The 25,445-nt window shown below is 71.2% G+C and carries 24 protein-coding genes and 1 tRNA gene; 15 read left to right on the top strand and 10 right to left on the bottom strand.

The features are described from left to right. Positions 1-6 precede the first annotated feature (6 nt). Positions 7-966 (bottom strand): STM4015 family protein, encoded by a 960-nt coding sequence (locus IE264_RS10380; RefSeq protein WP_032756883.1) that lies wholly within the window; start codon positions 964-966, stop codon positions 7-9. A gap of 196 nt (positions 967-1,162) precedes the next feature. On the opposite strand from IE264_RS10380, the gene IE264_RS10385 reads away from it, so the two are divergent. Both IE264_RS10385 and IE264_RS10390 read left to right on the top strand, forming a co-directional pair. Continuing rightward, positions 1,163-1,489 carry a DUF8820 family protein gene (locus IE264_RS10385; RefSeq protein ID WP_015612722.1) on the top strand — a complete coding sequence of 109 codons (327 nt, stop codon included), beginning with the start codon at positions 1,163-1,165 and terminating at the stop codon, positions 1,487-1,489. A gap of 97 nt (positions 1,490-1,586) precedes the next feature. Next, positions 1,587-2,588 carry a DUF6745 domain-containing protein gene (locus IE264_RS10390; RefSeq protein ID WP_032756882.1) on the top strand — a complete coding sequence of 334 codons (1,002 nt, stop codon included), beginning with the start codon at positions 1,587-1,589 and terminating at the stop codon, positions 2,586-2,588. 27 nt (positions 2,589-2,615) lie between these two features. Here IE264_RS10390 and IE264_RS10395 read toward each other — a convergent pair whose 3' ends face one another. Beyond that, complete coding sequence (locus IE264_RS10395) at positions 2,616-3,227, bottom strand: TetR/AcrR family transcriptional regulator (protein WP_015612724.1); 612 nt, start codon at positions 3,225-3,227, stop codon at positions 2,616-2,618. 172 nt (positions 3,228-3,399) lie between these two features. On the opposite strand from IE264_RS10395, the gene IE264_RS10400 reads away from it, so the two are divergent. Both IE264_RS10400 and IE264_RS10405 read left to right on the top strand, forming a co-directional pair. Beyond that, the gene (locus IE264_RS10400; protein WP_032756881.1) at positions 3,400-3,840 is read left to right on the top strand and encodes a PPOX class F420-dependent oxidoreductase; all 441 of its coding nucleotides are present in this window, start codon (positions 3,400-3,402) and stop codon (positions 3,838-3,840) included. A 99-nt stretch (positions 3,841-3,939) separates the two neighbouring features. After that, a complete protein-coding gene (locus IE264_RS10405) occupies positions 3,940-5,148 on the top strand; it encodes an MBL fold metallo-hydrolase (RefSeq protein WP_032756880.1) in 1,209 nt (402 codons plus the stop codon). A gap of 102 nt (positions 5,149-5,250) precedes the next feature. Here the strand turns inward: IE264_RS10405 and IE264_RS10410 are convergent, their stop codons facing one another. Together IE264_RS10410 and IE264_RS10415 are read right to left on the bottom strand one after the other, a co-directional pair. After that, positions 5,251-6,174, bottom strand: coding sequence for a helix-turn-helix domain-containing protein (locus IE264_RS10410; protein WP_308428509.1), 924 nt, complete (start codon positions 6,172-6,174; stop codon positions 5,251-5,253). A gap of 148 nt (positions 6,175-6,322) precedes the next feature. Continuing rightward, entirely contained in the window at positions 6,323-7,768 is a 1,446-nt protein-coding gene (locus IE264_RS10415; protein WP_032756879.1) for a glyceraldehyde-3-phosphate dehydrogenase, read from the bottom strand. Between the two features lie 354 nt (positions 7,769-8,122). Between IE264_RS10415 and IE264_RS10420 the strand changes: the two genes are divergently transcribed. Genes IE264_RS10420 through IE264_RS10440 form a run of 5 tightly spaced genes read left to right on the top strand, consistent with a single transcriptional unit; the run spans position 8,123 to position 12,113 of the window. After that, positions 8,123-10,117 carry a sensor histidine kinase gene (locus IE264_RS10420; protein ID WP_032756878.1) on the top strand — a complete coding sequence of 665 codons (1,995 nt, stop codon included), beginning with the start codon at positions 8,123-8,125 and terminating at the stop codon, positions 10,115-10,117. A gap of 5 nt (positions 10,118-10,122) precedes the next feature. After that, entirely contained in the window at positions 10,123-10,557 is a 435-nt protein-coding gene (locus tag IE264_RS10425) for a roadblock/LC7 domain-containing protein (protein ID WP_015612730.1), read from the top strand. 2 nt (positions 10,558-10,559) lie between these two features. After that, on the top strand, positions 10,560-10,931 hold the full coding sequence (locus IE264_RS10430; protein ID WP_015612731.1) for a DUF742 domain-containing protein: 372 nt from the start codon (positions 10,560-10,562) through the stop codon (positions 10,929-10,931). After that, positions 10,909-11,532: a GTP-binding protein gene (locus tag IE264_RS10435; protein WP_015612732.1), complete on the top strand. Its 624-nt coding sequence runs from the start codon at positions 10,909-10,911 to the stop codon at positions 11,530-11,532. The genes IE264_RS10430 and IE264_RS10435 overlap by 23 nt, the downstream gene beginning before the upstream one ends. Next, a complete protein-coding gene (locus IE264_RS10440; RefSeq protein ID WP_032756876.1) occupies positions 11,529-12,113 on the top strand; it encodes a GAF domain-containing protein in 585 nt (194 codons plus the stop codon). Before IE264_RS10435 ends, IE264_RS10440 begins: the two co-directional genes overlap by 4 nt. 24 nt (positions 12,114-12,137) lie before the next feature. Here the strand turns inward: IE264_RS10440 and IE264_RS10445 are convergent, their stop codons facing one another. Continuing rightward, entirely contained in the window at positions 12,138-13,160 is a 1,023-nt protein-coding gene (locus tag IE264_RS10445) for a LacI family DNA-binding transcriptional regulator (RefSeq protein ID WP_032756875.1), read from the bottom strand. A gap of 265 nt (positions 13,161-13,425) precedes the next feature. Here IE264_RS10445 and IE264_RS10450 point away from each other — a divergent pair, with 265 nt between their 5' ends. Genes IE264_RS10450 through IE264_RS10460 form a run of 3 tightly spaced genes read left to right on the top strand, consistent with a single transcriptional unit; the run spans position 13,426 to position 16,184 of the window. Then, the gene (locus IE264_RS10450; RefSeq protein ID WP_015612735.1) at positions 13,426-14,289 is read left to right on the top strand and encodes an ABC transporter permease; all 864 of its coding nucleotides are present in this window, start codon (positions 13,426-13,428) and stop codon (positions 14,287-14,289) included. A gap of 48 nt (positions 14,290-14,337) precedes the next feature. Then, positions 14,338-15,357, top strand: a complete 1,020-nt coding sequence (locus IE264_RS10455; protein WP_032756874.1) for an ABC transporter substrate-binding protein — start codon at positions 14,338-14,340, stop codon at positions 15,355-15,357. A gap of 5 nt (positions 15,358-15,362) precedes the next feature. Then, positions 15,363-16,184 carry an ABC transporter ATP-binding protein gene (locus IE264_RS10460; protein ID WP_032756873.1) on the top strand — a complete coding sequence of 274 codons (822 nt, stop codon included), beginning with the start codon at positions 15,363-15,365 and terminating at the stop codon, positions 16,182-16,184. Positions 16,185-16,282: 98 nt separating this feature from the next. Here IE264_RS10460 and IE264_RS10465 read toward each other — a convergent pair whose 3' ends face one another. Then, positions 16,283-17,056: a TetR/AcrR family transcriptional regulator gene (locus IE264_RS10465; protein ID WP_015612738.1), complete on the bottom strand. Its 774-nt coding sequence runs from the start codon at positions 17,054-17,056 to the stop codon at positions 16,283-16,285. Positions 17,057-17,180: 124 nt separating this feature from the next. On the opposite strand from IE264_RS10465, the gene IE264_RS10470 reads away from it, so the two are divergent. Next, on the top strand, positions 17,181-18,131 hold the full coding sequence (locus tag IE264_RS10470) for an NAD-dependent epimerase/dehydratase family protein (RefSeq protein ID WP_032756872.1): 951 nt from the start codon (positions 17,181-17,183) through the stop codon (positions 18,129-18,131). Positions 18,132-18,242: 111 nt separating this feature from the next. Here IE264_RS10470 and IE264_RS10475 read toward each other — a convergent pair whose 3' ends face one another. Continuing rightward, on the bottom strand, positions 18,243-18,971 hold the full coding sequence (locus IE264_RS10475) for a sugar phosphate isomerase/epimerase family protein (RefSeq protein WP_099129742.1): 729 nt from the start codon (positions 18,969-18,971) through the stop codon (positions 18,243-18,245). A 185-nt stretch (positions 18,972-19,156) separates the two neighbouring features. Then, positions 19,157-22,657: a ThuA domain-containing protein gene (locus IE264_RS10480; protein WP_032756871.1), complete on the bottom strand. Its 3,501-nt coding sequence runs from the start codon at positions 22,655-22,657 to the stop codon at positions 19,157-19,159. Between the two features lie 221 nt (positions 22,658-22,878). Between IE264_RS10480 and IE264_RS10485 the strand changes: the two genes are divergently transcribed. Beyond that, the gene (locus IE264_RS10485; RefSeq protein ID WP_051821810.1) at positions 22,879-23,307 is read left to right on the top strand and encodes an MmcQ/YjbR family DNA-binding protein; all 429 of its coding nucleotides are present in this window, start codon (positions 22,879-22,881) and stop codon (positions 23,305-23,307) included. A gap of 140 nt (positions 23,308-23,447) precedes the next feature. Here the strand turns inward: IE264_RS10485 and IE264_RS10490 are convergent, their stop codons facing one another. Together IE264_RS10490 and IE264_RS10495 are read right to left on the bottom strand one after the other, a co-directional pair. Beyond that, entirely contained in the window at positions 23,448-24,350 is a 903-nt protein-coding gene (locus tag IE264_RS10490) for a transketolase family protein (protein ID WP_032756870.1), read from the bottom strand. Positions 24,351-24,415: 65 nt separating this feature from the next. Next, the gene (locus tag IE264_RS10495) at positions 24,416-25,135 is read right to left on the bottom strand and encodes a thiamine pyrophosphate-binding protein (RefSeq protein WP_032756869.1); all 720 of its coding nucleotides are present in this window, start codon (positions 25,133-25,135) and stop codon (positions 24,416-24,418) included. Between the two features lie 127 nt (positions 25,136-25,262). Here IE264_RS10495 and IE264_RS10500 point away from each other — a divergent pair. Continuing rightward, positions 25,263-25,336 (top strand) — tRNA-Pro (locus IE264_RS10500). Positions 25,337-25,445: the final 109 nt, after the last annotated feature.

The raw sequence follows: 25,445 nt of genomic DNA on the forward strand, positions 1-25,445 counted from the left end.
GACACCTCACTCCGAAACGGCGGTGTAGCGGCCCTCGGCGCCCCGGTTGTCCCAGGGCTCGTTCCGCTCGGACAGGTCGACGTGCACCCCGTGCGGCTCCAGGGCCGAGCGGACCCGCTCCTCCATCGCCTCGCTGAGGAAGTGGTGGTGGAGATCGAGCGTGTCGAGATGGGTGAGCGGCTGCCCTTCGAGGAGCGCGGCCGCACCCTCGTCGCCCAGCGTCCCGTTCGACAGGTCGAGGGTCTTGAGCCGGGCGACGACCGGGGCCGATGCGACGGCGGCCGCAATCTCGTTCTGCACCTCGCTGTTGCGCAGGCCCAGGTGGTGGAGGCGGGGGAAGCGGGTGCCGGAGAGCAGCGGCGCGAGGTCCGCCACATCGGTGTCGCCACCGTAGGCCGACACGCCGAGCCAGAGGTCGAGCCGCTCCAGGGCGGGCAGTTCGCTGTCCAGCACCCCGCGGACCACCTGGACGGGCAGACCGCCCGCCTGGATGGTCAGCGCCCGCAGCCGGTCGTGCTTCACCGGCGGGAACACCAGGTCGGTGCCGCCCCGCGCCCCGAACTCCGTCAGCGCGGGGAACGCGGCCAGCAGGGCCGTGACGTCCGACTGCTCGATCCAGGTGATCTCGGCCTGCTCCGCCTCCAGGTCCCCGACGAACACCGCCTCCAGCGAGGTCAGCCGGTCGGCGGCGGCGATCACCAGACCGATGGGCACGGCGGAGTTCTCGTCGTACGCCTCGCCCCACTGGCCGATGATCAGCGCCCGGACCCCGGCCGGGTCGACCGCGTCCAGGAAGTCGGCGAACTCCTGTTCCCAGGGACGGTCCCGGTCGTCGTCGCCGTACGGCTCCACGGAGATGCGCCAGGCCACATCATCGGCGGCGGGCCGGTCGGCCGGATCGTCCTTGGGCTGGAAGTCGACGGCCGGAAGGCCGCCGAACGCTTGCAGATGCTCCGCACCGTACATCGCACTGAACTCCTGGTCCTGGGGACGGCTGATGTCCGCAAGGTTTATCAAGCCGCACTGACAACGCCGCGACCGGGACGGCCCCGAGCCCGCCGGCACCCCTCCGAGCCTGCGGGGAGGGCCCGTTGTCAGACCCTGCCCGTAGCGTTTTTCCCATGGTCGGCACAGCGGGTGCCGCGACCGAGGGGAGACGTCTGTGTACCGGCAGGGCGATGTACTGATCATGGCGCTGGAGGAGTCGGCCGTGCCCGCCCCCTTCCTCAAGGCCTCGGGCGAACTGCGCGACGGGCGGGGGCGCCTGGTGCTCGCGCTGGGGGAGGTGACCGGGCACGCGCACGCCGTGCAGGGGCCCGGCCGGCTGATCCGGGAGGCGGGACCGTTCGGCCCGATGCTGCTCCATCTCCCCGAGGGCGGGCGGGTGGTGCACGAGGAGCACGCCACGATCGCGCTGCCGCAGGGCTGGTTCCGGGTGGTGCGCCAGCGGGAGTACGCGCCCGGCGCGATCCGCATCGTCGCGGACTGACCGGGACCGGAGCCGCCGGCCGCCTGCGGCCGCCACGGCGGACCACCGGCACAGAAGACAGACATCAGACCGAGCACAGCAGGGGACGGGACAACCGATGCAGCACGTGAATTCCTGGCGGGACGTGGCGGCGGCGACCGGCGCGGCGGACCGGGCGGCCGCCGAGGAGGGCGTGCGGCGCGCCTACCGCACCGCCGGACTCGCCGAGCCCGAGCAGATCGTCTGGGCCCCATCGCCCCGGGCCGCCGTCGAAGCCGTCGAGAAGCTGGCCGACGCCGGACGGTCGGTGCGCGAAGAGGTCCGCACCCGGCCGTGGGCCGAGGAGCGCCGCCGCATGTACGACGAGCTGGGCCCGGCGGGCTGGTCCGCCCTCTGGTCCGCCACCGGGGCCCAGCTGTGGGAGACCACGGCCGCGCTCGCCGAGCGCATACGGTCGGGGGTCGTCGCCGATCTGGCGGCGCGGCCGGAGGACGAGGGCGCGGTGCGGCTGGTGCTGCTCGACGCGGTGCTCGGGCAGCACGACGCCGCCTGGCTGGCCGCCTTCGAGGGGCGCGGCGACCGCCTCACCGGTCTGGCGGAGGTAGCCCGGAACGCCGGCTGGTGGTGGCCGTACGAGAGGGCCGTGGTGATCAGCGAGCGGCCCGAGGTCCTGCACCGCGATGAGGCGGGCAGGCTCGACCACGGCGAGGGGGCGGCCCTCGCCTACGGGGACGGGTTCGCCCTTTACGCATGGCGCGGCATGCCGGTGCCCGCCGCGTTCCTGGCGGAGCTGGCGACCCTCACCCCGCAGCGCATACGGGAGGAGGAGAACGCGGAGCTGCGCCGCGTGATGCTGGAGTACTACGGCTACGACCGCTATCTCACGGAGTCGGGGGCCGAGCCCGTCCACCGCGACGAGACGGGCATCCTCTGGCGCATCGCGCTCGACGGGGACGAGGACGTGGTGATGGTCGAGGTGGTCAACTCCACCCCGGAGCCGGACGGCACACACCGCACCTACTGGCTCCGCGTACCGCCCGCGACGCGGACCGCCAAGGACGGGGTCGCCTGGACGTTCGGGCTGGAGGGCGCCGCCTACGCCCCGGTGCGCCAGACCTGACGCGCCGGAGCCGACCCGGCAGACGCGTCAGCCGGTCAGCGCGGCGTGGTCGATGCCCAGCTCGCGGGCGAGCGCGTCGTCGGTCCAGCGCAGCATCGTGGCCCGGGAGAGCGGACCCGCGTACGACGTCATCTGCACGGCCAGACCGTCCAGCAGGGCGGTCAGCCGCCAGGCCGCCGACTCCGGATCCTCGCACCGGAACTCACCGGCGGCGGCGCCCTCCTCGATGACCTCGGCCAGCTCCGCCTTCCACCGCTGGTCGAGGTCGCCCGCCACCTCGCGCAGGGCCGGCTCCCGCAGGGAGGCCGCCCAGCCCTCGATCCACAGCCGCCACCCCTTGGCCTGCCCGGTCGGCGCGTACCACCGGACCGCGGCCCGCAGCCGCCGCACGGCGGAGGTGCGGCGGGCCAGCAGCTTCCGCAGATGGGCGAGATCGGCCTCGGCCGCGTACGCGAAGGCGGCGGCGACCAGCTTCTCCTTGGTCGAGAAGTGGTAGAGGACCAGGGCGTTGCTCACCCCCAGCGCGGACGCCACATCGGCGATCCGCACGGAGGAGGCCCCACGGATCTCGATCTGTTCGACCGTCGCCCTCAACAGCTCCTCGCGCCGCTCCGCCACGTTCAACCGGACTCTTGCCACCCGACCACCCTAGTCAATGTTCCGGTCACTGCCGGTCACCGAAATTCCTGCCCTCACCTACATGACGCGACGGAGGCCGCCGGATGTGACACCCCTGGGGCCTGTCGTCGCCCGGCCGCCCGCCGGGCGGCCGGGCCGGAATCCTCGGGGCGGCAAGCACGTTGGACTCTGCATGACGTCATTCGAACCGGCACAGGAAGCGCTGCTCCGCCTCATCGGCGAGCACGACGGGGGAGTGCTGGTCACTCTTAAACAGGACGGGCGGCCCCAGCTGTCCAACGTCAACCACGCCTACTACCCGGACGAGCAGGCGATCCGGGTATCGGTCACCGAGGGCCGGGCGAAGACCCGCAATCTGCGGCGGGACCCCCGCGCGAGCTACCACGTCACCAGTGACGACCGATGGGCCTGGACCGTCGTGGACGGCACCGCCGAGCTGACCCCGCCCGCCGCCGAACGGGACGATGCCACGGTGGAGGCCCTCGTCGCGCTCTACCGCGACGTCCGCGGTGAGCACCCGGACTGGGAGGACTACCGGCGGGTCATGGTCGCGGACCGCAGGGTGGTGCTCACCCTGCGCATCGAGCACGTCTACGGGCAGCCACGTGGCTGAACCCCCACCGGACGGCCTCTCCTCCGTTCAGCATCCTCTTCTCGCCCTGTCGGACAGTCCGACGATAATGAGACGACACCGACTCCCCCAGGAGATGTTGTGACCGGCGCCGACTACTTTGTTCCTTTCCGTACGAAACTGCGTTCGATGCGCTCCGAGCCCTTCGGGGCCGATCCCGCGGGAGCGCGGATGCAGCGCATCCTCAGCTCGCCGAACTTCGCCGACGGGGTGTTCCAGAACCCACTGGGTGCCCGGACCAGGCCGTCCGGTTCCACGCTGGAATTCGCCAAGATCTACTTTCAGAAGGAGCAGCGGCTCCGCAGGGCTCCGGCAGGCACCGTCCCGGTCCATGCCACGACCCTCGCCGATCTGGCCGCACCGCCCGCCACGGGGCTGCGGCTGACCTGGATGGGCCACTCCAGCGTCCTCGCCGAGATCGACGGCCGCCGCGTTCTGTTCGACCCGGTCTGGGGTGAGCGGTGTTCCCCGTTCCCCTTCGCCGGACCCAAGCGCCTGCACCCGGTGCCGGTGCCGCTGGCCACGCTCGGCCCCGTCGACGTGGTGGTGATCTCCCACGACCACTACGACCACCTCGACCTGCCGACGATCCGCGCGCTGGCGGGCACGGACACCGTCTTCGCCGTGCCGCTCGGGGTCGGTGCCCATCTGGAGCGCTGGGGAGTGGCTCCCGACCGGCTGCGCGAACTCGACTGGAACGAGACGGCGAAGGTCAACGGGATCAGCCTCACCGCCACCCCCGCGCGCCACTTCTGCGGCCGTGGCCTGCGCAACAACCAGCACACCCTGTGGGCCTCCTGGGCCGTCTCCGGCCCGGAGCACCGGATCTACCACAGCGGGGACACCGGCTACTTCCCCGGATTCCGCGACATCGGCGCCGAGCACGGCCCCTTCGACGCCACGATGATCCAGATCGGCGCCTATTCGGAGTACTGGCCGGACATCCACATGACCCCCGCCGAGGGGATGCGCGCCCACCTGGACCTCCAGGGCGGACGCCCGCACGGCGTGATGGTGCCGATCCACTGGGGCACCTTCAACCTGGCCCCGCACGCCTGGGCCGAGCCCGCCGAGTGGACGAAGGACGCCGCCGAGGAGGCCGAGCAGCCGGCGGCGTTCCCCCGGCCGGGCGAACCCTTCGAACCTGCCGGAACGCTCCCGGTGGAGACCTGGTGGCGCGCGGTATCCGCCCCGATGGCCGCCCCGCAGTGGCGTACGGCGACATCGGACGCGGTCCCGGGCGGCGCACCGGTGGCGCGGCGGGACCTCGATGTGGCGGGCGAGCGGTGACGAAGGCGAAGCGGTGATGAACGGGAAGCGGTGACGTAGGTGACGGGGGAGCGGGCCCTCCGGGCGCTCGCTCCCTCTCCCGCCCCGTGGGAGGGAGAAGTTCTAGCCGCTCCCGGTGGGCGCGGGTTTGCGGGCCGGCTCGCGTTCATCGGTCAGCGCGGGCGGCATGGGGGAGGCTCCGCCGGCCGAGGTGCAGGTCTCCTTGCCGCTGATCACCCCGCAGGCCCGCGCGGAAGCCGGGTAGGGCGCCTCAACCCTGGGGGAGTAGGTGTCGTTCTCATAGGTCACCGAGCGCTCGTTGCGGGCTCCTCGGGGGCCCTCCACCCTGGCCGTGTCGTCGACGTGGGCATCGGTGATCCGGGCCCAGGCGGCCCGGCAGCGGGGGCTGTAGCGCAGTTCGATGTAGGTGCGGTCCGACCAGGTCGCGGCGGCCGTCCAAGCCCCGATGTGGCAGCCCATCCGCTGGGAATCCTTGTTCCGGCATTCGAATTCCAGGCACTGGGGTTCACCTTGTGCTTTTCCCTGGTTCTGCCCCTCGGCGTCGGTTCCCCCGAATATCCAGCCACCGATCAGTATTCCGGCCACCAGTGCCATGCAGGCGGATACCGCGGAGATGAGGGTCACTCTCGTGCGGAACGCCCCGACCGGCGGGACGGGCTCGGCTGAGCCCTCGTGCTGTGGGGCCTCGTGCTGTGAAGCCTCGGGCGGTAAGTCCTCGCCGGGAGCAGCTCTTTCCTGCCCGATCGGGGCGCTCCGGGCCCCGGGTCTGCGGCCGTCCTGCTCCCGCTCGCGCTGGATCAGCAGGGCGGTAGCGGGCACCCCGACAGCCGCCGCGAATTCGGTGATCGCCGTTGCCGGCGGCAGCGCCTTGCCGTTGAGGTAACGCTCCCAGGAGGACCGGCTGTAGGAGGTGCGTTCGGCCAATGCGCTGAGGGTCAGGCCGCGGCGCATGCGCAGGGAACGTAACTGCGCTGCCAGGGAACCGCGATCTCCGTGCAATTCATCCATATCATGCCTGCCTGTCATGAAATTGGGCTTCCTTGCGCTCAGGAATGGTGCGGACACAGCTCTTATTCTTTCCCGGCCGACGGACGAACACGAGCGGGCCGGCACCCCGGTGTACGGGGGTGCCGGCCCGCGAGGCCGTGCGGTGGTGCCGTTCCTTGCGCCGGGGTCAGACCGCCGGGGCGGGGTACGTCGGGTACTCCACGCCGGAGACGTGCTGGACGACCCGGATGACCTGGCACGAGTAGCCGAACTCGTTGTCGTACCAGAGGTAGAGGATCGCGTTGTCGCCGTCGACCTTGGTGGCGCCCGCGTCGACGATCGAGGCGTGGCGCGAGCCGATGAAGTCGCTGGAGACCGCGTCGGGTGCGCTGATGAAGTCGATCTGGCGCTTGAGCGGGGAGGCCAGCGACACATTGCGGAGGTAGTCGAGGACCTCCTCGCGGGTGGTCTCGCGCCCCAGCCGCAGGCTCAGGATCGCGATCGAGACGTCCGGCACCGGGACGCGGATGGAGCTGCCGGTGATCGGCGCGTCCAGGTCCGGCAGGGCCTTGGCCACGGCGGACGCGGCGCCGGTCTCGGTGATGACCATGTTGAGCGCCGCCGAACGGCCGCGCCGGTCGGAGCTGTGGTAATTGTCCAGCAGGTTCTGGTCGTTGGTGTACGAGTGGACGGTCTCCACGTGGCCGCGCAGGACGCCGTACTCGTCCGCCATCGCCTTGAGCGGCGGGACGATCGCGTTGGTGGTGCAGGACGCGCAGGACAGGATCTGCTCGTCGTCCTTGATCGTGTCGTGGTTGACCCCGTGGACGATGTTGGGGACGTCGCCCTTGCCCGGGGCGGTCAGGACCACCTTGGCGATGCCGGGGCGCAGGTGGTTCGAGAGCCCCTCGCGGTCGCGCCACCTGCCGGTGTTGTCGATCAGGATGGCGTCCTTGATCCCGTACTCGGTGTAGTCCACCGACGTCGGGTCGTCCGAGTAGATCACCTTGATCTCGTTGCCGTTGGCGATGATCTTGCTATTCGCCTCGTCGACGGTGATCGTGCCCGAGAACTGGCCGTGGATCGAGTCGCGCCGCAGCAGTGAGGCGCGCTTGACGATGTCCTGGCCGGAGGCCTTGCGTACGACGATGGCGCGGAGCCGCAGCCCGTTGCCGGAGCCGGCCTTCTCGATGAGGAGGCGGGCGATGAGGCGGCCGATGCGGCCGAAGCCGTAGAGGACGACATCGCGCGACTCGCGGCGGTCGATCTTGTTGGCGCCGGTCGCCCCGGAGACGGCCTCGGCGGTGAAGTCCTCCACCGTCAGGCCGCGGTCGTCGGCGCGGTACGTCGCGGCCAGCATGCCTATGTCGATCTGGGAGGGGCCGAGGTCCAGCGTCGTCAGGGCCCGCAGGAACGGCATCGTCTCGGTGACGGACAGCTCCTCACCGGCGATCTGCCGGGCGAAGCGGTGGGTCTTGAGGATGCTGACCACCGACTTGTTCACCAGGGAGCGGCTGTGCAGCAGGACGTTCACGTCCTGCTCACGGTGCAGCTTCCCGATGATCGGGATCATCGACTCCGCGATCTCCTCGCGGTGCATCCAGTTGGTGAACGAGTCGTCATTGACAGTCACGTGTTTATCTTTCGAGCTAGGCGGCGCTCATATGGTAGCCGCCCCGGTCTGCTCATCATCCAGGTGGTCCCGCCCGGGAGGCCCGGGGGCGGGCGCTCCGGTGTCAATGCGGCGTAATCGGGCGCCCGTGCGAGAGGTCATACCAGAGCGGGACGGATGGCGGGCAAGTTCGACAACTGCCCGTCGCGCACAGGTCGATGGCGACTACCGTGTGTGCTCGGTGATCAACGGGGGGCTCCTGGATGTCGGGTCGGCCCGACCGATGACCCGGACCCCGACCGACCACCGTAGGTGCCACCGCATGAATGCCGACAGGAACGCCGATTCCTGGTGCCCCCTGTACCGAGGACGCTGATGTCTCAACTTCGCGCACCCGCCGCGCGACCCGACCGCCGCGAGGGCGGGCGGCACGGCCGCCCCGGCACGCGCGCCCACTCGGCCACGAGCAGGCCGCGCGCAGCCCAGCCCTCCCCCGAGGGCCGTATACGCCCCCAGTTGCTGCGCACCGCACTGCTTCCCACCATCGCCGCCCTGCTCAGCGGCGCGGCAGCCGTCATCTTCACCATCCGCGACGGCGCCGTCGACCCCTCCCCGAGCCTCTGGGCCGCACTCGGCGGATCGGCCGCCCTGGCCGTCGCCGCCGTCGCGGCCGCCTACCTCGGCGCCCACCGCGTGGCCGGCGCCGTGCTCGACCGCGCGCTGACGCTCCGCCGCGCCAGCGCCCAGGGCCAGGCCGAACTCCAGCGGGTGGTGGAGCAGCTCCGCACCGGGGAACCCGTCGGCCCTCGGCGCCCCCCGCCGCCCCCCGCCCCCGACGGCGACGCCTTCGACCTCCTCGCCCAGGAGCTGGGGCGCGCCCAGGACGCCGCGGTCACCGCCGTCGTCCAGGCGTCCCAGCTCTTCAGCTCCACGGGCAACGAACAGAAGGTCGAGGTCTTCGTCAACCTCGCCCGGCGGCTGCAGTCCCTGGTCCACCGCGAGATCCAGATCCTCGACGAGCTGGAGCACGAGGTCGAGGACCCCGACCTGCTCAAGGGCCTCTTCCACGTCGACCACCTGGCCACCCGCATCCGCCGCCACGCGGAGAACCTCGCCGTCCTCGGCGGGGCCGTCTCCCGGCGCCAGTGGAGCAACCCGGTCACCATGACCGAGGTGCTGCGCTCGGCCATCGCGGAGGTCGAGCAGTACCCCCGGGTCAAGCTGGTCCCGCCGATGGACGGCACCCTGCGCGGCCATGCCGTCGCCGACGTGATCCACCTGCTGGCCGAACTGGTCGAGAACGCCACGGTGTTCTCCGCCCCGCACACCCAGGTGCTGCTGCGCGTCCAGCGCGTCACCGCCGGACTCGCGCTGGAGGTGGAGGACCGCGGCCTCGGGATGCCGGACCACGAGCAGAACCGGATGAACGCCCTGCTCTCCGACCCCGACCAGGTCAACGTCGCCCACCTGCTCCAGGACGGCCGGATCGGCCTGTTCGTCGTCTCGGCCCTGGCCCGCCGCCACGGCATCGCGGTCCGCCTGCAGAGCAACATCTACGGCGGCACCCAGGCGGTCCTCGTCCTGCCGCAGACCCTCCTCGGGACCGACCCCGATACCGCGGCCCCGCCCGGCACCGCCCCCGTACCGCCGCCCGGAGCCGTACACCGGCCACCCGCCGACGACGGACCACCGGCCCCGCCCGCACCGCCACAGGTCCAGGCGGTCCGGCCGCCGGCCGTCCCCGGGTCGCCCGCCCAGGCGCCCGCCGGCCACCCGCGCGATGCCCAGGCACCGGGTTCGCACGCACACGCCGCGCCGGAGAGCCGTCCGCCGCAGCCCCGCGACGAGGCCCCGCCCCTCCCGCTGCGCGCCGAACGGGCCGACCGCCCCGGACCGGCCGCGTCCGCCCCCGACCGGCCCGCACCGGCCGCCTTCGTACCCGAGCAGGTCGCACCGGCCGCCTTCGTACCCGAGCGGGTCGACCGCCCCGCCCCGCCCGCGGCCCGCCCCGAACTGCCCAAGCGGGCCAACCAGGAACACCTCGTACCGCAACTGCGCGAAGCGCCCGCCCCCCGGGTCGAGGACGAGCACGCCCTGCACGACCCGGGTCTCATGGCCGCCTTCCGGCGGGGCGTCGACCTCGCCGAGGCCCAGACCGCCCAGGAGGAGGGGACCGGATACGGCGATGCCACCCCCGCGCCGACCGCCCTCGACGCCCCCCTGGAGACCCTCGCCCCCCTCCCCGTACGCGGAGCCGGACAAACGGCCGGAGCGCCCGCACCCATCGGCCGCCCGCAGACCGGGCACGACCCCTTCCTGCCGGGCCACGCCGTGCCGGAACCCCGTAAAGACACGACTTTCAAGGAGTAGACACGATGGCGAGCGACATGCAGGCCGGTCAGGTCTCGGACCTGGACTGGCTGCTGAGCGGACTGGTCCAACGCGTGCCCTACACGCGCAGCGCGGTGCTGCTCTCGGCCGACGGGCTGGTGAAATCCGTCCACGGCATGGACCCCGACAGTGCCGACCACATGGCCGCCCTGGCCGCCGGGCTGTACTCCCTCGGCCGCAGCGCCGGCGCCCGCTTCGGCGACAACGGCGATGTCCGGCAGGTGGTCGTCGAACTCGACTCCACGCTCCTGTTCGTCTCCACCGCCGGGTCCGGCACCTGTCTAGCCGTCCTGGCCGGACGCGAGGCGGACGCCGCGGTGCTCGGCTACGAGATGGCGATGCTGGTCAAGAGCGTCCGCCCGTATCTGATGACCCCGCTGCGGCAGCCGGCCGGGGCGCCCTTCACCTCGGGGCTGTGAGGATGCCGGCCCCGCAGGACGGGCCCCTGCTCGACGACGCGGCCGGCCGGCTGATCCGCCCGTACACCGTCAGCAACGGCCGCACCCGGCCGTCCACCGGATTCGATCTGCTCTCCCTGGTCATGGCCACGGGCATCCAGCCCGACATCCACCTCGGCCCCGAACACACCGTGGCCCTCGGACTGTGCGAGGGGCCCATGTCCGTCGCCGAGATCGCCGCACACCTCCGGCTGCCCGCGGTCGTCACCAAGGTCCTCCTCTCCGACCTGGTCGACTGCGGTGCGGTCACCGCGCACGCCCCCGCATTCCATGACACACCCACCGACCGATCCCTGCTGGAGGCAGTGCTCGATGGTTTACGACGACAGCTCTGACCGCACCGGAACCACCGAGTTCTTCCCCGTGGCCCTCAAGGTCCTGGTCGCGGGCGGCTTCGGTGTCGGCAAGACGACCTTCGTCGGCGCGGTCAGCGAAATCGCTCCGCTGAGCACCGAGGAACTGCTGACCCAGGTCAGCGTGGGCACCGACAACCTGGAGGGCGTCGAGTCCAAGACGGCCACCACCGTCGCCATGGACTTCGGCCGCATCACCCTCTCCGAGCAGCACGTCCTCTATCTGTTCGGGACGCCGGGCCAGGAGCGGTTCTGGTTCATGTGGGACGAGCTCTCCCAGGGCGCGCTCGGCGCCGTGGTGCTCGCCGACACCCGGCGGCTGGCGGAGTGCTTCGCCGCCGTGGACTTCTTCGAACGGCGCGGCATCGGCTTCATCGTCGCGGTCAACGAGTTCGACGGCGCCTACCGCTACGAACCCGACGAGGTGCGCTCCGCACTCGACCTCGGACCCGAGGTACCCGTCGTCCTGTGCGACGCCCGGATCGCCAGCTCCAGTACGGGGGCGCTGGTCACCCTCGTACAGCACCTCATCAACGCCACCTCGGCACCCGCTCCGCTCCAGGCCTTCGGAGCCCACCAGTGACGTCCTTCGCCACCGGCCGGATGCTGCTGACCCCCGCCGACCGGGACGGCCCGGTCCGGTCGGAGCGGCTGCGGAGGCTGGATCTCGGTGAACGCCCCGACGCCTCGTTCGACGACTTCGACGCCTTCGCCGACAAGGTCGCCGAAGTGACCTCGTCACCCTTCTCGATGGTCAACTTCATCGACGAGAACCGGCAGTTCTTCGCCGGACTGCACACCCCGGCGGGCAACCGCGGCGGCCAGGAACTCGGGGCGGCCGCGGCGGGCAGCAACCGCAGCGCGCGCTACATGGCCCGCGACCACGGCTACTGCCCGCACGTCGTCGTGCGGCGCAAGGCGCTCGTCCTGGACGACGTCTGCGACTACCCGCGGTTCGCCGGCAATCCGGTGGTCGACGAAATAGGCGTCCGCTCCTACCTCGGCGCGCCGCTCATCGACCGTACGGGCATCGCCCTGGGGACCGTCTGCGCCGTCGACACCGTGCCACGCCCCTGGGGTCGAGCCGGCCTCGACACCATCAAGTCCCTCGCCCAGGAACTCGTTCTGCAGATCGACCACCGGGAGGGCTACCACCGTCCCTGACCGGCTCGCCCGGCCGAGGGCTCCTCAACTCCCGGGCGGCGCCGCCGTGCTGCCCCGCAGCACCACCTCCCCGTCGATCCGCACCACCCGGGACCGGGCCGCCGCCGACGGTGCGCGCAGGGCCAGGGCGATCACGCGCTCGCCCATCTCGGTGAGCGGCAGCGCCACCGTGGACAGCGGCGGCGACAACTCCCGTACGAGGGGGATGTCGTCGAACCCCGCCAGCGACATGTCCTCCGGGACCCGCACCCCCGCCTCGCGCAGCGCGGCCAGAGCGCCGACCGCCATCACATCGGTCACGGCGAAGACGCAGGTCGGCCGGGGGCCTTCGGCCGCCAGCAACCGCCGCGCCGCCAGATGCCCGCCCTCCCGGGTGAACGCCCCCCGCACCACCCGGCCGAGACCGATGCCCGCCCCGGCGAGACCCTCGCGGAACCCCGCCAACCGGTCGGCCACCGTGGTCAGTTCGGGCGGCCCGGTCAGTACGGCGAACTCCCGGTGCCCGAGCGCCACCAGCGCCCGCGCGAGCTCCGCGGCTCCGGCCCGGTTCTCCGGCTGCACGGTGTCCACCCGCAGTGACCGGTGCCGGCTGACCACGGCCACCCGCCCGCCCGCGCGCACATACGGATTGAGCTCGGCGTCCATCGCCCGCTCCCAGGCCCGGTCCTGGAACCCGGAGCCGATCAGCAGGATGGCCCGCGCGCGCTGGGCCCGCAGCATCGAGACGTACGCGATCTCCCGGGACGGCTCACGGAAGGTGGAGGCGAGCATCACCAGCAGGTCCTGCTCCGCCGCCGCCCGCATCACCCCGCTGGCGATGCCCGCGAAGTAGGGGTCGCTGACGTCGTGGCAGATCAGCCCCACCGTACGGTTGCCCTCGGCACTGGCGAGGGCCTGCGCGTGGGCGTTGGGGATATAGCCGAGGAGGTCGGCCGCGGCACGTACCCGCGTGCGCAGATCGTCGCGTACCCGCGTGGTGCCGTTCAGCGCCCGGGACGCGGTGGCCGGCGATACGCCCGCCTCGCGCGCCACCGCGTCGAGCGTCACATGGGGTGCCGGGACGCGGCGGCGGGTACCGGAGCGGAGAGGTGTTTCCCGTTCACTCAACTCGACCCCCAGGGGTGCGGTGGTGGCAGGGTCCCGAAACTTCGGGACGACCTATTGACCGTGTGCGCGAACAGTCATTAGCGTGGCGGCACCTTACCAGAAAGCGCTTTCTGAAAGCGCCTTCAGCGCACCACTGCCAGGATCCGCCAGGACCACAGAATCGCACAGCTCGTCACAACTGCCCCCGGGTTCCAGGGAGTTCACCGTGAGTGAGAGCGCGTTGGCCAAGAGGCCCGCAGAGCCGGCGGGGGTCGCCCGCCGGGCGGGACCCACGGCGGGGGAGCGGCTGGCCCGGGCCGCGGAACAGAGCTGGCGGCCCGTGGCGCTGCTGCTCGGCTGCTTCGCCCTCTGGTGGGCGATCGCGGCGGCCGAGCTGGTCGAGCCCTATCTCGTACCGTCACCCGGAGCGACCCTCGACGTCCTTACGGGCAAGGCGGGTTACCTCTGGCAGCACAGCTGGGTGACGACGTACGAGACGCTCCTCGGGTTCGTCATCGCGGTCGCCGTCGGGGTGCTCGCCGCGGTGGTGATGGTGTACTCCTCCACCGTCGAGCGCACGCTCTACCCCGTCCTCCTCTTCGCCCAGGTCGTGCCGAAGATCGCCATCGCCCCGCTCTTCGTGGTGTGGCTCGGGTTCGGTATCGCCCCCAAGATCCTGATCGCCGTCCTCATCGCCTTCTTCCCGGTCGTGATCTCGATGGTCACCGGCCTCAAGGCCGTCGACCCGGAGATGCTCCAGCTCTCCGCCACCATGGGGGCCAAGCCCTGGCAGACCTTTCTGAAGATCCGCTTCCCGGCCTCGCTCCCGCACCTGTTCTCGGGCCTCAAGGTCGCCGTCACCCTCGCGGTGACCGGTGCCGTCGTGGGCGAGTTCGTCGGGGCGAACGAGGGCCTCGGCTATGTGATCCTCCAGGCCAACGGCAACCTCGACACCCCGATGCTCTTCGCGGGACTGCTGGTGATGTCACTGATCGGCGTCGTCCTCTTCGTCGTCGTCGAGATCGCCGAGAAGCTGCTCCTCCCGTGGCACGCGAGCCGCCGGGAGACGTCGGCCACCACCACGTACTGACCGCTCAAGTCGCCCCACGTACCGACCCGTTGCGAGAAGGGCCAGCCCATGCACGCGCGCAGACTCCTGATCGGTGCCGTACCCCTCGTCCTGGTGGTGACCGCCTGCGGCGGCAACGACGCGTCGACCACCACCAGCGACTCCGGCAAGAAGCTGGACCGGGTCACGCTGACGCTCAACTGGTATCCGTACGGCGAACACGCTCCGTTCTACTACGGAAAGCAGCAGAAGATCTTCGAGAAGCACGGCATCGACCTGGACGTCCGGGCGGGCCAGGGCTCGCAGAAGACCGTCCAGGCAACCGCCGCCGGGCAGACGGATTTCGGCTGGGCGGACACCCCGGCGCTGCTCGCGGGCGTGGACCAGGGCGTCAAGGTGAAGAGCCTCGGCGTCTTCCTCCAGACCACGCCCGCCTCCGTGCAGTCCTTCGACGCGAAGGGCATCGCCGCCCCCGCCGACCTGAAGGGCCGCACGATCGCCGGGACCGCCGGGGACGCACTCTCCAAGACCTTCCCGATCTTCCTGAAGAAGAACGGCATCGGTGAGTCGGACGTCAAGGTCCAGAACACCGACCCGGCGGGCAAGATCGCCGCCGTGATCTCGGGGAAGACCGACGGGCTGCTCGGTTACGCCAGCGACCAGGGACCCACCATGCAGGACAAGGCCAAGAAGCCGGTCTCGTACCTCCGGTTCTCCGAGCACGGGCTGAACTTCTACTCCAACGGGCTGCTCGCCGGGCAGAAGATCCTTGCCGCGAAGCCGGAGTTGGCCCGGCGCATGGTGCAGGCGGTCAGTGAGGCGTGGGCGGCGGCGGCGAAGGAGCCGGGTCCTGCGGTCGCTGCGATGGAGGGCGCTTCCGAGCAACTGCCGCCGAAGACAGTCCTGTCGGAGCAGTTCGCCACGACGCTCACCCTGCTGCACACGGAGGCGACCGAGGGCAAGGCGCCCGGTGTCAACACCGAGGCAGACTGGCAGCAGACCATCGACGTGTTCGCCGAGGCGGGCATGGTGGCCTCGCCGAAGGCCGTGGCCGACTACTGGGACACGAAGACGGCGCTGAAGGGATGACGGCGATGCCCAAGGAGCAGACGACGACAGCACCCGTACCGTCCAGAGGCGTTGGGGCGGCCGCAGTCCAACTCGCCGATGTGGCCGTCCGGTTCCGCAGCAAGAAGCGTGACGTCACGGCCTTGAGCGAGGTCTCGCTGGACGTGGCGCCGGGGGAGTTCGTCGCCATCGTGGGACCGTCGGGCTGCGGCAAGTCCACCCTCCTCAAACTCGTCGCCGGGCTGCTCACGGCCTCCTCGGGCGAGGTCCGGCTCGGCGGCGAGCGGGTCACCGGCCCGCGCCACGACATCGGTTACGTCTTCCAGCGCGCGGCCCTGCTGGAGTGGCGCTCGGCGCTGCGCAACATCCTGCTCCAGGCCGAGATCCGCCGGATGCCGTCCGCCCGGGCGCGCGGCCGCGCCGACGAGCTGATCCGGATGACCGGCCTGACCGGCTTCGAGGACGCCTACCCGCACGAGCTCTCCGGCGGGATGCAGCAACGGGTCGCGCTCTGCCGGGCGTTGCTGCACGAGCCGCCGGTCCTGCTCATGGACGAGCCGTTCGGGGCGCTCGACGCCCTGACCCGCGAGCAGATGAACACCGAGCTGAACCGGATCTGGCGGTCCACCGGTACGACGGTCCTGCTGGTCACCCACTCGATCTCGGAGGCCGTCTATCTGGCCGACCGGGTGGTCGTGATGAGCCCGCGGCCCGGCACCATCACGGAGATCATCGAGGTGGGGCTGCCCGCCGAGCGCGACTACGCCGAGACGCTGGGGCGCCCGGAGTTCCGCGCGGCCACGGCGCGCATCCGCGACCTGCTGGGGGCGGTGTCGGCGCAGGAGTGAGGGGGCGGCGGGGGAGAGGCCGCCGTACGGGGGCGGCCTCACTTCGTCCGTCACTCCGGCCTTCACGCCGTCACTCACCGAGTCCTTGACTTCCTCCCTCACTCCAGCCCGAACGCGTCCGCCAGCAGCTCCATCTGGGCGCCCAGCAGCGTGCCGCCCCGGTGCGCCATCCCGGCGAACTGACCGGCCACCTCCAGACTCACCGAGCCGTGCAGCTGCGCCCAGGCCAGCACCGCGCCCGCCAGGGCGTGCGCGGCTGCGGCGGTCGCCGCGCCGCCCGCCTCCGTGGCCTCCCCCGTCTCTGCGGGCTCCGTGGCCTCTGCGGCTTCCGGGGCGTACTGGGCCACCCACGCCCTCACCGATTCCTCCGCCGTGAGCCAGGCCGTCATCTCGTCCACCGTGGCGGCCACCGCAGGGCCGGGGTTCCCGGTGGCGAAGAGCGGCAGGAACGGGCCCAGCACCGCACGGGCCCGTTCCAGCGTGTCCGGCGGGGCCACATAGCCGGGTACCGGGGCGCCCTGGAGCAGCAGGTAGCGGTGGGGTTCTGCGATGGCCCAGGCGCGGTACGCCTCGGCCAGGTCGTGCAGCCGTGCGCGGACGCCCCGAGAGCCTTTCGCCGAGCGGGCCGCCGCCCGTGCCATCGCGGCCGCGGCATCGTCGTACGCGTCCCTGATCAGGGCGTTGAGCAGATCGTCCCGGCCGGTGAAGTAGCGGTAGAGAGCCGGGCCGGAGAGGCCCATCTCCTTGGCGATCCGGGTCAGTGCGAGGGCGGTGCCGCCGCCTTCCGCGAGCTGCCGCAGTGCCAGGTCCTTGATCTCCGCGCGGGTCTGCTCCCGGTACCGGGCGCGCGGTCCCTGCTGGGCCCGTTCCATCACGGTCCCCTCTCGCCGACCGTACTCACTTCTGTTACAGAGTCTAACAAGCGCTATTGCGATGAGTCGTCGCGCAAGTTATGGTCTCTAACAGAAGTGACGACCCATTCCGAAGGGGTACACCATGACCACCGCACCCGCTCTGCACACCGTCCTCGGCTCCGGGCCCGCCGGTACGACGCTGGCCACGGAGCTGATCCGCCGCGGCCACCCGGTCCGGCTCGTCGACCGGTCGGGCAGCGGACCGGCGATCGAGGGCGTCGAGAGGTACGCCGCCGATGTCGCCACCCCCGAGGGAGCCCGCGCGGCCGTGGCCGGAGCCGCCGTCGTGTACCACTGCGTCAATGTGGGCTACCACCTCCAGGTGGAGGTGATGCCGAAGATCCAGGAGGCGGTCCTCGGTGCGGCCGAGCAGCAGGGCGCCCGGCTCGTCGTCCTGGACACGCTCTACCCGTACGGCGAGACGCGCGGCGCTGTGATGACCGAGGACTCCCCGTGGAACGCGACCACCCGCAAGGGCCGCATGCGCGCCGAGCTCGACGCCCGCTACCTCGCCGCCCACCGCGAAGGCCGGCTCTCCGTGGTCCTCGGGCGCTCCGCCGACTTCGTCGGCCCCGGGGTCCTCGGCTCCACGCTCGGGGGCGCCGTCTTCCCCGCTGCCCTCACCGGGCAGCCGGTGCCCGCCCTCGGCGACATCGACCTGCCGCACAGCTACACGTACATCGGGGACGTCGCCGCCGGGCTCGCCACCCTGGGGGAACACCCGGAAGGCGACGGCCGGGTCTGGCACCTGCCGACCGCCCCCGTGCGCACCACCCGCCAGGTCCTCGCCCTCGTCGAGGAGCGCATCGGCCGCCCGCTGGAGCTGACCGTGATCGCCGAACCCCGCCCCTTCGGCCCCTTCGACGAGACCTTCATGGCGGAGTACGCGGAGATGTTCTACCAGCACACGGAGGCGCAGATCGTCGACTCCTCGGCCATCGAGCGGGAGTTCGGGCTCACCCCCACCCCGTTGGAGGAAGCCGTCGACGCCACCCTCGGCTGGTACGGCGAACTCCTCGCCGCGCACCACTGAAGACGACCGGGACCGCCACGCATTCCTGGGCGTGGCCGGCCCGCTCCTCTCACGGCCCGGCCCCGGGCGCGAACCGCACACCCGGGGCCGGACCACCGCACGCACCACCCCTCAGTAGCGCAGCCGCGACAGATACCGGTAGCTTGCCCGAGCCGAGGCGAACGGGTCGGCCGGAGCGTCATGCTCCACGAGCCACTGCCGCACCCCGCCCCGGCGCGCGGTGTCGAACATCTCCGGGAAGTCCAGCACCCCCGAACCGACGTCCGCGAAGTCCCCGTTCGGCGCCATGTCCTTCACATGGAGCGCCGGGAACCGCCCGGGGTGCCGGACGAACAGCTCGCCCGGGGCGGAGGAGCCACCCTTGGCCGCCCAGTACAGATCCAGCTCGAACCCGACCAGCTCCGGATCGGTCTCGGCGAGCAGGATGTCGTACAGGCTGACCCCGTCCACCACCTCGTGGTCGCCTCCATGGTTGTGGTACAGCAGCTTCAGCCCGGACTCCCGGGCGACGAGCCCCGCCCGGTTGAACTGCCGTGCCACTTCCCGGTATCCGGCGGGGGAGTGGAGTGAACCGGGCAGACTCGGCACCACGATCCACCGGCCGCCGAGGGTATGGACGTCCTCCAGTGCCCGGGGGAGCCCGGAGCCGGTCACGATGTCGTAGCCGACGTGCTCCAGGACCGCCTTCAGCCGGACCCGGTCCAGCATCTGCCGTATCGCGGCGGGGGAGTTGCCGTGCCTTCCGCTCACTCCGACCGTCGCGTATCCGATCTCGGCGAGCTGCTCCAGCGTCCCGGCGAAGTCCACCGCGAGTGGCGTCCGCATCGTGTACAGATGCATCCCGATCCCGGACGGCGGGATACGCCGGCAGCCCCGCCGTCCAGCCGCTGAGGCCTCCGAGGCCTCCGAGGGTGCTGAGGCCGCTGAGGCCGGTGCCGCGCCGAAGCCCGTACCGACAGCGGCGGCCGCACCCAGCGCCGTACCGAGAAAGGCTCTCCGTGTGCTGTTCACGCGTTCTCCGCCTCTCACTTCACGTCGATGCGCACGGCACCGGTGCTCGTGTCGCCCTTGTTGTCGGTGACCGTCAGGTGCGCGGTGTAGACACCCTTGCGGTCGTACCTGTGCGTCGCTGTCGCACCCTCGGGCCCGGTCGGCTTCACGTTGTCGCCGAAGTCCCAGTGGTACGAGGAGATCGTCCGGCCCTCCGCCGGCTCGACCGTGCTGCTGAGCGCGACGGTCAACGGGGCGGTGCCGGAGGCAGGTTGGGCCTTCAGCTTCACCTTCGTACCGCCCGCCTTCTCCACGCCCGGTCCGTTGAAGTGCAGCCAGTCGACCGAGAGCAGGTCGGCCTTGCCGGTGTTCCACTCCGGGTTGGTGAAGACGGCGTACAGCTCTGTCGTGCCACCCGGATCCTTGAGCTCCGTCGTCGGCGAGATCAGCCTCTCCCAGCCGCCGGTGTTCGGAACGGTCACCGAACCGAGCAACTCGCCGGTGGGGGAGCCGGCCCGGAACTCCACCGTCCCGCCGAGGCCGCCCGACGACGCGCCGACCGTCACGGATTCGACCCCCTTCAGGTTCACCGGATCGAAGGCGACCCAGTCGCCGTCCTCGATCTCGATCAGGCGCTTCCCGCCCGATGCGTCCGCCCGACTCCCCACCTCGGCACCGCCGTTGCCGCCGCCGGTCGAGGTGAAGTGCTCGGCCTCGCGGTAGGAGGTACGCAGGGTCAGTGAGGTGGAGCCGGTCAGCGCGGGGGCGTCGGGAGCGCCCTTGTCCTCGTACTGGGCGGTGATCCCGTAGTAGAGGTTCTGTCCCGACCCGTGGCTGTCACCCGCATCCGTGACGATCTCGCCCGTGCAGCCGGTGTAGTTGTCGAGCGGGTGCAGATGGGTGTCATGGCCGAGCTGCGACTGCACCACGACCCGTGAGCAGTCGATCGGACCGCTCTGCCCGTCCTCCTCGTCGGTCACCTCCACCGTGAAGGGAATCGTGTCGCCGAAACTGAACGTCCCGCCGTCCGGCGGCTGTTGGATGGTCACCTCGGGCCGGGTGTTGCCCACGGTGATGTCCTGCACTGCCAGCGCCGTGAGCTCGTCGGGCCCGGTGACGGTGAGCCGGGCCGTGTGGAGCCCCTTCGCGGTGTAGGTGTGCGAGGGGTTGGCCTCGGTCGAGTCCGTGGTGCCGTCCCCGTCGAAGTCCCATTCATAGCTGACGGGTTGATCACCGGGCAGGCCCGATCCCTCGCTGGAGAACTCCACCGTCAGTGGGGCGGGGCCGCTGTCCCGGTCGACGGAGAGCTTGGCGTCGGGCAGTCGGCCGTCACCGACGTAGTCGATCCGGTAGATACCGGCCCCCTCGTTGCTGCCACCCCGCCCGGTCCCGCTGCCGAGCCCGAAGTCGATGACGTACAACGCCCCGTCGGGACCGAAGTCCGCGTCGAAGGGCTGGTTCCACTCCATGTCCTCGAAGATGCCGTTGATCGAGTGGAGGTCACCCGCCTTCACCGGCTCGAACCGGGGATCGGTGAAGGTCTGGTCCTCCTCCTGGAACGAGAAGGTCTTGAACCACCGCCGGGTCAACTCGTACTGGAAGGCCTTCCCCTCGAAGTACTGCGGGAACTTGGTGCGGTAGGTGTTGTCCGGGTCGTAGTCGTAGACGGGACCGCCCATCGGCCCGCCGCCCCCGGTACCCAGCTCCGGGAACTCGGCCGAGGCGGAGTACGCGTACCAGACCGTGGCGGGCTGGGCGGGCGGCAGCTCACGCAGGCCGGTGTTGTTCGGCGAGTCGTTGACCGGCGCCGCACAGTCGAACTTCGGTCCGGACTTCTTCGCCGCGAAGTCGTAGTCGTTGAAAGGGGTGTTGTTCCCGATGCAGTACGGCCACCCGAAGTTCCCCGCCTCGGTGATACGGGTGTACTCGACGGTCCCCTCGGGCCCCCGGTCCGCCACCGCTGCCCGTGCGTCGGGGCCGTAGTCCGCGACCATCAGCGCGCCGCTGCGCGGATCGGTGGTGATCCTGAACGGGTTGCGCATGCCCATCGCGTAGATCTCCGCGCGCGTCTTCGCCGTGCCCGGGGCGAACAGGTTCCCGTCCGGGACGGTGTACGTCCCGTCGTCCTGCGGGGTGATCCGCAGAACCTTGCCCCGCAGGTCGTTCGTATTGCCCGCGGTCATCTGCGCGTCCCAGGCGCGCCGCCCCTCGCCCTCGTCGATGGGCGTGAAGCCGTCCGAGGCGAACGGGTCGGTGTTGTCGCCGGTCGCCGCGTACAGGTTGCCGTCGTTGTCGAAGGCGAGCGAACCGGCCATGTGCGAGTTGGCCCGCCCCTCGCCGCGCAGCGTCGGAACGGTCAGCAGCCGCTTCTCGGACGCGGGGTCGACGGTGTTGCCGTCGGCGGTGAAGCGCGACAGGTTCAGCCGCTTCTCGACCTTGTCGGAGTAGAGCAGATAGAGCCAGTTGTTCTCCGCGAACCCGGGGTCCAGCGTCAGTCCCAGCAGCCCGTCGGACTGGCTGGTCATCTCCGGTGTGTACGCGAAGTCCAGCGCGGTCGACACCTTCATCGTCCGCTGGTCGATCACCTTGAGCTTCCCGGTCCGCTGCGCGAAGAACACCCGGCGGTCCGGGGCGACGGCCAGCTCGAACGGGTCGGCCAGATCACTCGTCGCGAGCGCCGTGCGCTGGAACGATCCGGTGCGCGTCGCGGTGCAGTCGCCCTCCGCCGCGCCCGCCGCCCACTGGATGCCGCCCAGCAGGTGCTGGACGAAGGCCTCTTCCTGGAAGGCGCCCTTGTCGTGCCCGCCCGCGGTGAACCAGGAACGGCCGCCGTCGTAGTTCTGGCACCAGGAGAAGGCGTGGTCCACACCCTCGTCGAGCCCGCTCACCCCGTCGCGCACCTTGATCTGGGCGAGTGTGTGCACCTTGGAGGTCGGATTGGTGCGCCAGTTGTACCACTCCTCCGTCCGCTCCCAGAGCTCCGGCAGATGTTCGGTCGAGGGGTGGGAGCGGTCCAGGACCTTGACCCGGCCCGTCTGCACCTCGGGGTGCTGGTCGAAGATCGCGCCGACCAGGCCCTCGTACCAGTCCCAGTCCCGCTCACTGGCGGAGGCGGCGTGCACGCCCACCCAGCCGCCGCCCGCGCGGATGAACCGCTGGAGCGCCGCCCGCTCGTCTGCGGTCAGCAAGTCGCCTTTCTCCGGGGTGGAGTTGGTGTTGTTGAAGACGACGGCCTGGAAGCGGCCGAGTTCGGCGTCGTTGAAGACCGCGGAGTCGTCGGTGGCCTCCACCTCGAAGCCGTGCTCGGCCCCGAGCTTCTTCACCGCCTCGATGCCGGCCGGAATGGAGTCATGGGTGAAGTTGGTGACCTCGGAGTAGACGAGTACCCGGTACGGGGCCGCCGCCTGCGCCACGGGCGGCGCGGCCACCAGCAGGGCGAGGACCAGCGCCAGGAGCGAGGTGACGGCGATGAGGGGGGACGGGGCGCCGGGGGATCGGCCGACGCGGCCGGCCCGGCGTGACGAACGGCGTTTCATGGGGCGCTCCCTGTGCGGTAGGTGCCGACTGTGGGGTGTAGAAAGCGCTTTCTGAAGTACGCCGTTCAGGGTAGGTTCACCGCTTCGACGGGGTCAATGGGTCTGCGGGGCCCGTCCGTCCGGGTGCGCCGCGGGTTCCGGCCGGGGGTGGATGTCAGTCCCGGGCGTTACGGTCGAATCCCGGCAACGGCCGCCGGGGTCCACCCGATCGGAGAGCCGGGATGACCGCGAGAAGCCCGAGAAGCCCCAGAAGTCCTCGGAGCAAGGCCACCACCACCATCACCGCCGCCGATGTCCGCTCGGCCGCGCTGTCCCTGCCCGACACCACCGAGAAGCTCGCGTGGGGGCAGCCCACCTTCCGGGTGGCGGGCAAGATCTTCGCCTCGCTGGGCGACGACGAAACGGCGATGGGGGTGAAGTGCCCCAAGGAGGACCGCGCGGAGCTGATCGCCGCCGAGCCGGAGAAGTTCTTCCTCAAGGAGGGGCACGACGACCACTACGCCTGGATGCGGGTCCGGCTGGCCGCGCTGGAGGACGCCGGGGAGCTCGCCGCCATCCTCGCCGACTCCTGGCGGCAGGTGGCCCCGCGCCGGCTGCAGGCGGAGCATCCGGAGCTGGAGGGTCCGGGGGAGGGGGAGGGGCAGGGCTGAGGGGGTGCGCGTCGCCGGGGCTTTCCGCGAGCTTCTCTGGCCGTCCGGTCCTTCCGGCCGTCCCGGTCCTTCAGGTCGTCCGGCTCTTCCGGTGGTCCCGGCTTTCCGGTGGTCCGGGCTCTTCCGGCCCTCCCGGCGACTCAGGCCCGCAGGAACCCGGTGATCCGCTCCCGCAGACCCTGCGGGTCGAGCCCGTGTGCCGCCAGGTGCTCGTCCATCCGCCCGTACCGCCGCAGCTCGGCGCGCCCCACCCCGAGGCCGAGGACCCGATGCGGCAGCTCCACGAGTGCCTCGTTCGCCCGGGCCGTCGAGGTGCCTGCCAGGTAGGGCTCCACGAGCACCACGTCGGCGCCCGGACCCGCCCCGACGGCACGGCGCAGGCCCGCCGCGTCGAACGGCCGCACGGTCGTCGCGTACAGCACGCTCACATCCAGCCCCTCAGTGGCCGCGAGCACGTTGTCGAGCATCGGGCCGACCGCGACGACGGACCCGCCCCGCCCTTCGCGGACCACGGAGAACCCGGTGCCACCGCCCACCGGCCGGGCTTCCCGGTTCGCCTGGAGCGAGAGGCGTACGTACACGCGGTCGTCGCCGTCCACCGCTTCCCGCAACAGCGCCTCGGCCTCGTCGGGGTGGCCCGGCACATGGACCGTCCAGCCGTCGAGCGTGTCCAGGAGCGCCACATCGCCCGGTGCCATATGGGTGAAGCCCCCGGCGGGCCAGTCGTAGGAGCCCCCGGCGCTGACCAGGATCCCGCCGACCCCCTGATGCCCGAAGTCGAGCTTGACCTGCTCGAAGGGCCGCTCCACCAGGAAGCTCGCGAAGGTGTGCACGATCGGCCGCATGCCGGTCAGCGCCATCCCCGCTCCGGCCCCGATCAGCAGCTGCTCCCTGATGCCGACGTTGATCACCCGGTCCGGGTGGGCCCGCCGGGCCGGTGCGAAGCCATCGGCGCTGATGTCGGCGAGCACGACGGCCAGCCGGGGCTCCTCGCCCAGGAGCTGTGAGGTGGTGGCGATGAAGCGGTCACGCATGGTGTCCATGAAGGGGCCTTCCTGAGAGTGCGCCGGTGCCGGACCGGCCTGAGCTGGGATTACGGGGGTCGGGGTCAGCCCTTGGGCTCGACCCGGGCGACCACGGCCCGCGGCCGGCCGGGGTGGGGAGCGGTGAACGCCGTGTGCAGGGCTTCGTGGTCGCGGCCGTCCACCGTCACCGCCGACCACCCTGCGGCCTCGAACCGGGAGGCGATGCCACCGGGCCAGCCATGGGTGGCGGAGGCGTTGTCGATCACGAGTGTGTGCAGTTGTTCGAGACCGGCCGGGCCGGCATGGGCGATGGCCTCGTGATTGCTGCCCTCGTCCAGCTCGGCATCGCCGACCAGCACCCACACCCGGGGGTCGGTGAGCCCCTGGGCCCGCAGCCCGAGGACGGTCCCGACGGCCAGCGGCAGCCCGTGCCCCAGCGAGCCGCTGCCGATCTCCGCCCCCGGCACGAGCAGCCGGTCCGGGTGGTGGCCCAGCGGTGAGCCGTACGTCCCGAAGCCGCGCAGCACGTCCTCGCCGAAGAACCCGTGGGCCGCCAGGACGGCGTAGTACGCCATGGGGCCGTGCCCCTTGGAGAGCAGGAAGCGGTCCCGCCCGGGATCGTCGGCGGTGGCGGGTGTCACGCGCAGCACCCTGTCGTAGAGCACCCACAGTGCGTCCATCGTGGAATGCGCGGCGGGGGCGTGCTTCTCGGCACCGGTCATCAGGCTGATCAGGCGGCCGAGGTCGTGGAAGTCAGGGGAGTGGCGGAGGCCGCGTACCGGGGCGGCGGTCGTGTTCGTCATGACACCGAGCGTTCAACATCAACCAAGGTTGAGGTCAAGCGGGGAAAGCGGTTCGTGACCACCCGCTCAAGTGCGGTATTGTTCTCATGCGCGTTCAGCCAGGGGAAACCCCAGGTCAGACGGGCACCGGGACGTGGCGCAGCTTGGTAGCGCACTTGACTGGGGGTCAAGGGGTCGCAGGTTCAAATCCTGTCGTCCCGACTCGTGAGAGTCGTGGATCAAGGGCGGGTTCGGAGCAATCCGAACCGGCCCTTGATCGTTTCCGGGGGGCTGTTCGATTCGGCTACCGCCTTCGGGGAGTCCTGGGCCA

The sequence above is a fragment of the Streptomyces microflavus genome (assembly GCF_014650075.1).
In the GTDB taxonomy this organism is placed as follows: Bacteria; Actinomycetota; Actinomycetes; order Streptomycetales; family Streptomycetaceae; genus Streptomyces; species Streptomyces microflavus.

Excerpts from the sequence above, each read along its gene's own strand:
- IE264_RS10380 (WP_032756883.1), bottom strand. The coding sequence starts at position 966 with ATGTACGGTGCGGAGCATCTGCAAGCGTTCGGCGGCCTTCCGGCCGTC.
- IE264_RS10390 (WP_032756882.1), top strand. The coding sequence starts at position 1,587 with ATGCAGCACGTGAATTCCTGGCGGGACGTGGCGGCGGCGACCGGCGCG.
- IE264_RS10400 (WP_032756881.1), top strand. The coding sequence starts at position 3,400 with ATGACGTCATTCGAACCGGCACAGGAAGCGCTGCTCCGCCTCATCGGC.
- IE264_RS10410 (WP_308428509.1), bottom strand. The coding sequence starts at position 6,174 with ATGACAGGCAGGCATGATATGGATGAATTGCACGGAGATCGCGGTTCC.
- IE264_RS10420 (WP_032756878.1), top strand. The coding sequence starts at position 8,123 with ATGTCTCAACTTCGCGCACCCGCCGCGCGACCCGACCGCCGCGAGGGC.
- IE264_RS10425 (WP_015612730.1), top strand. The coding sequence starts at position 10,123 with ATGGCGAGCGACATGCAGGCCGGTCAGGTCTCGGACCTGGACTGGCTG.
- IE264_RS10430 (WP_015612731.1), top strand. The coding sequence starts at position 10,560 with ATGCCGGCCCCGCAGGACGGGCCCCTGCTCGACGACGCGGCCGGCCGG.
- IE264_RS10435 (WP_015612732.1), top strand. The coding sequence starts at position 10,909 with ATGGTTTACGACGACAGCTCTGACCGCACCGGAACCACCGAGTTCTTC.
- IE264_RS10455 (WP_032756874.1), top strand. The coding sequence starts at position 14,338 with ATGCACGCGCGCAGACTCCTGATCGGTGCCGTACCCCTCGTCCTGGTG.
- IE264_RS10460 (WP_032756873.1), top strand. The coding sequence starts at position 15,363 with ATGCCCAAGGAGCAGACGACGACAGCACCCGTACCGTCCAGAGGCGTT.
- IE264_RS10465 (WP_015612738.1), bottom strand. The coding sequence starts at position 17,056 with ATGGAACGGGCCCAGCAGGGACCGCGCGCCCGGTACCGGGAGCAGACC.
- IE264_RS10470 (WP_032756872.1), top strand. The coding sequence starts at position 17,181 with ATGACCACCGCACCCGCTCTGCACACCGTCCTCGGCTCCGGGCCCGCC.
- IE264_RS10475 (WP_099129742.1), bottom strand. The coding sequence starts at position 18,971 with ATGCATCTGTACACGATGCGGACGCCACTCGCGGTGGACTTCGCCGGG.
- IE264_RS10480 (WP_032756871.1), bottom strand. The coding sequence starts at position 22,657 with ATGAAACGCCGTTCGTCACGCCGGGCCGGCCGCGTCGGCCGATCCCCC.
- IE264_RS10485 (WP_051821810.1), top strand. The coding sequence starts at position 22,879 with ATGACCGCGAGAAGCCCGAGAAGCCCCAGAAGTCCTCGGAGCAAGGCC.
- IE264_RS10490 (WP_032756870.1), bottom strand. The coding sequence starts at position 24,350 with ATGGACACCATGCGTGACCGCTTCATCGCCACCACCTCACAGCTCCTG.
- IE264_RS10495 (WP_032756869.1), bottom strand. The coding sequence starts at position 25,135 with ATGACGAACACGACCGCCGCCCCGGTACGCGGCCTCCGCCACTCCCCT.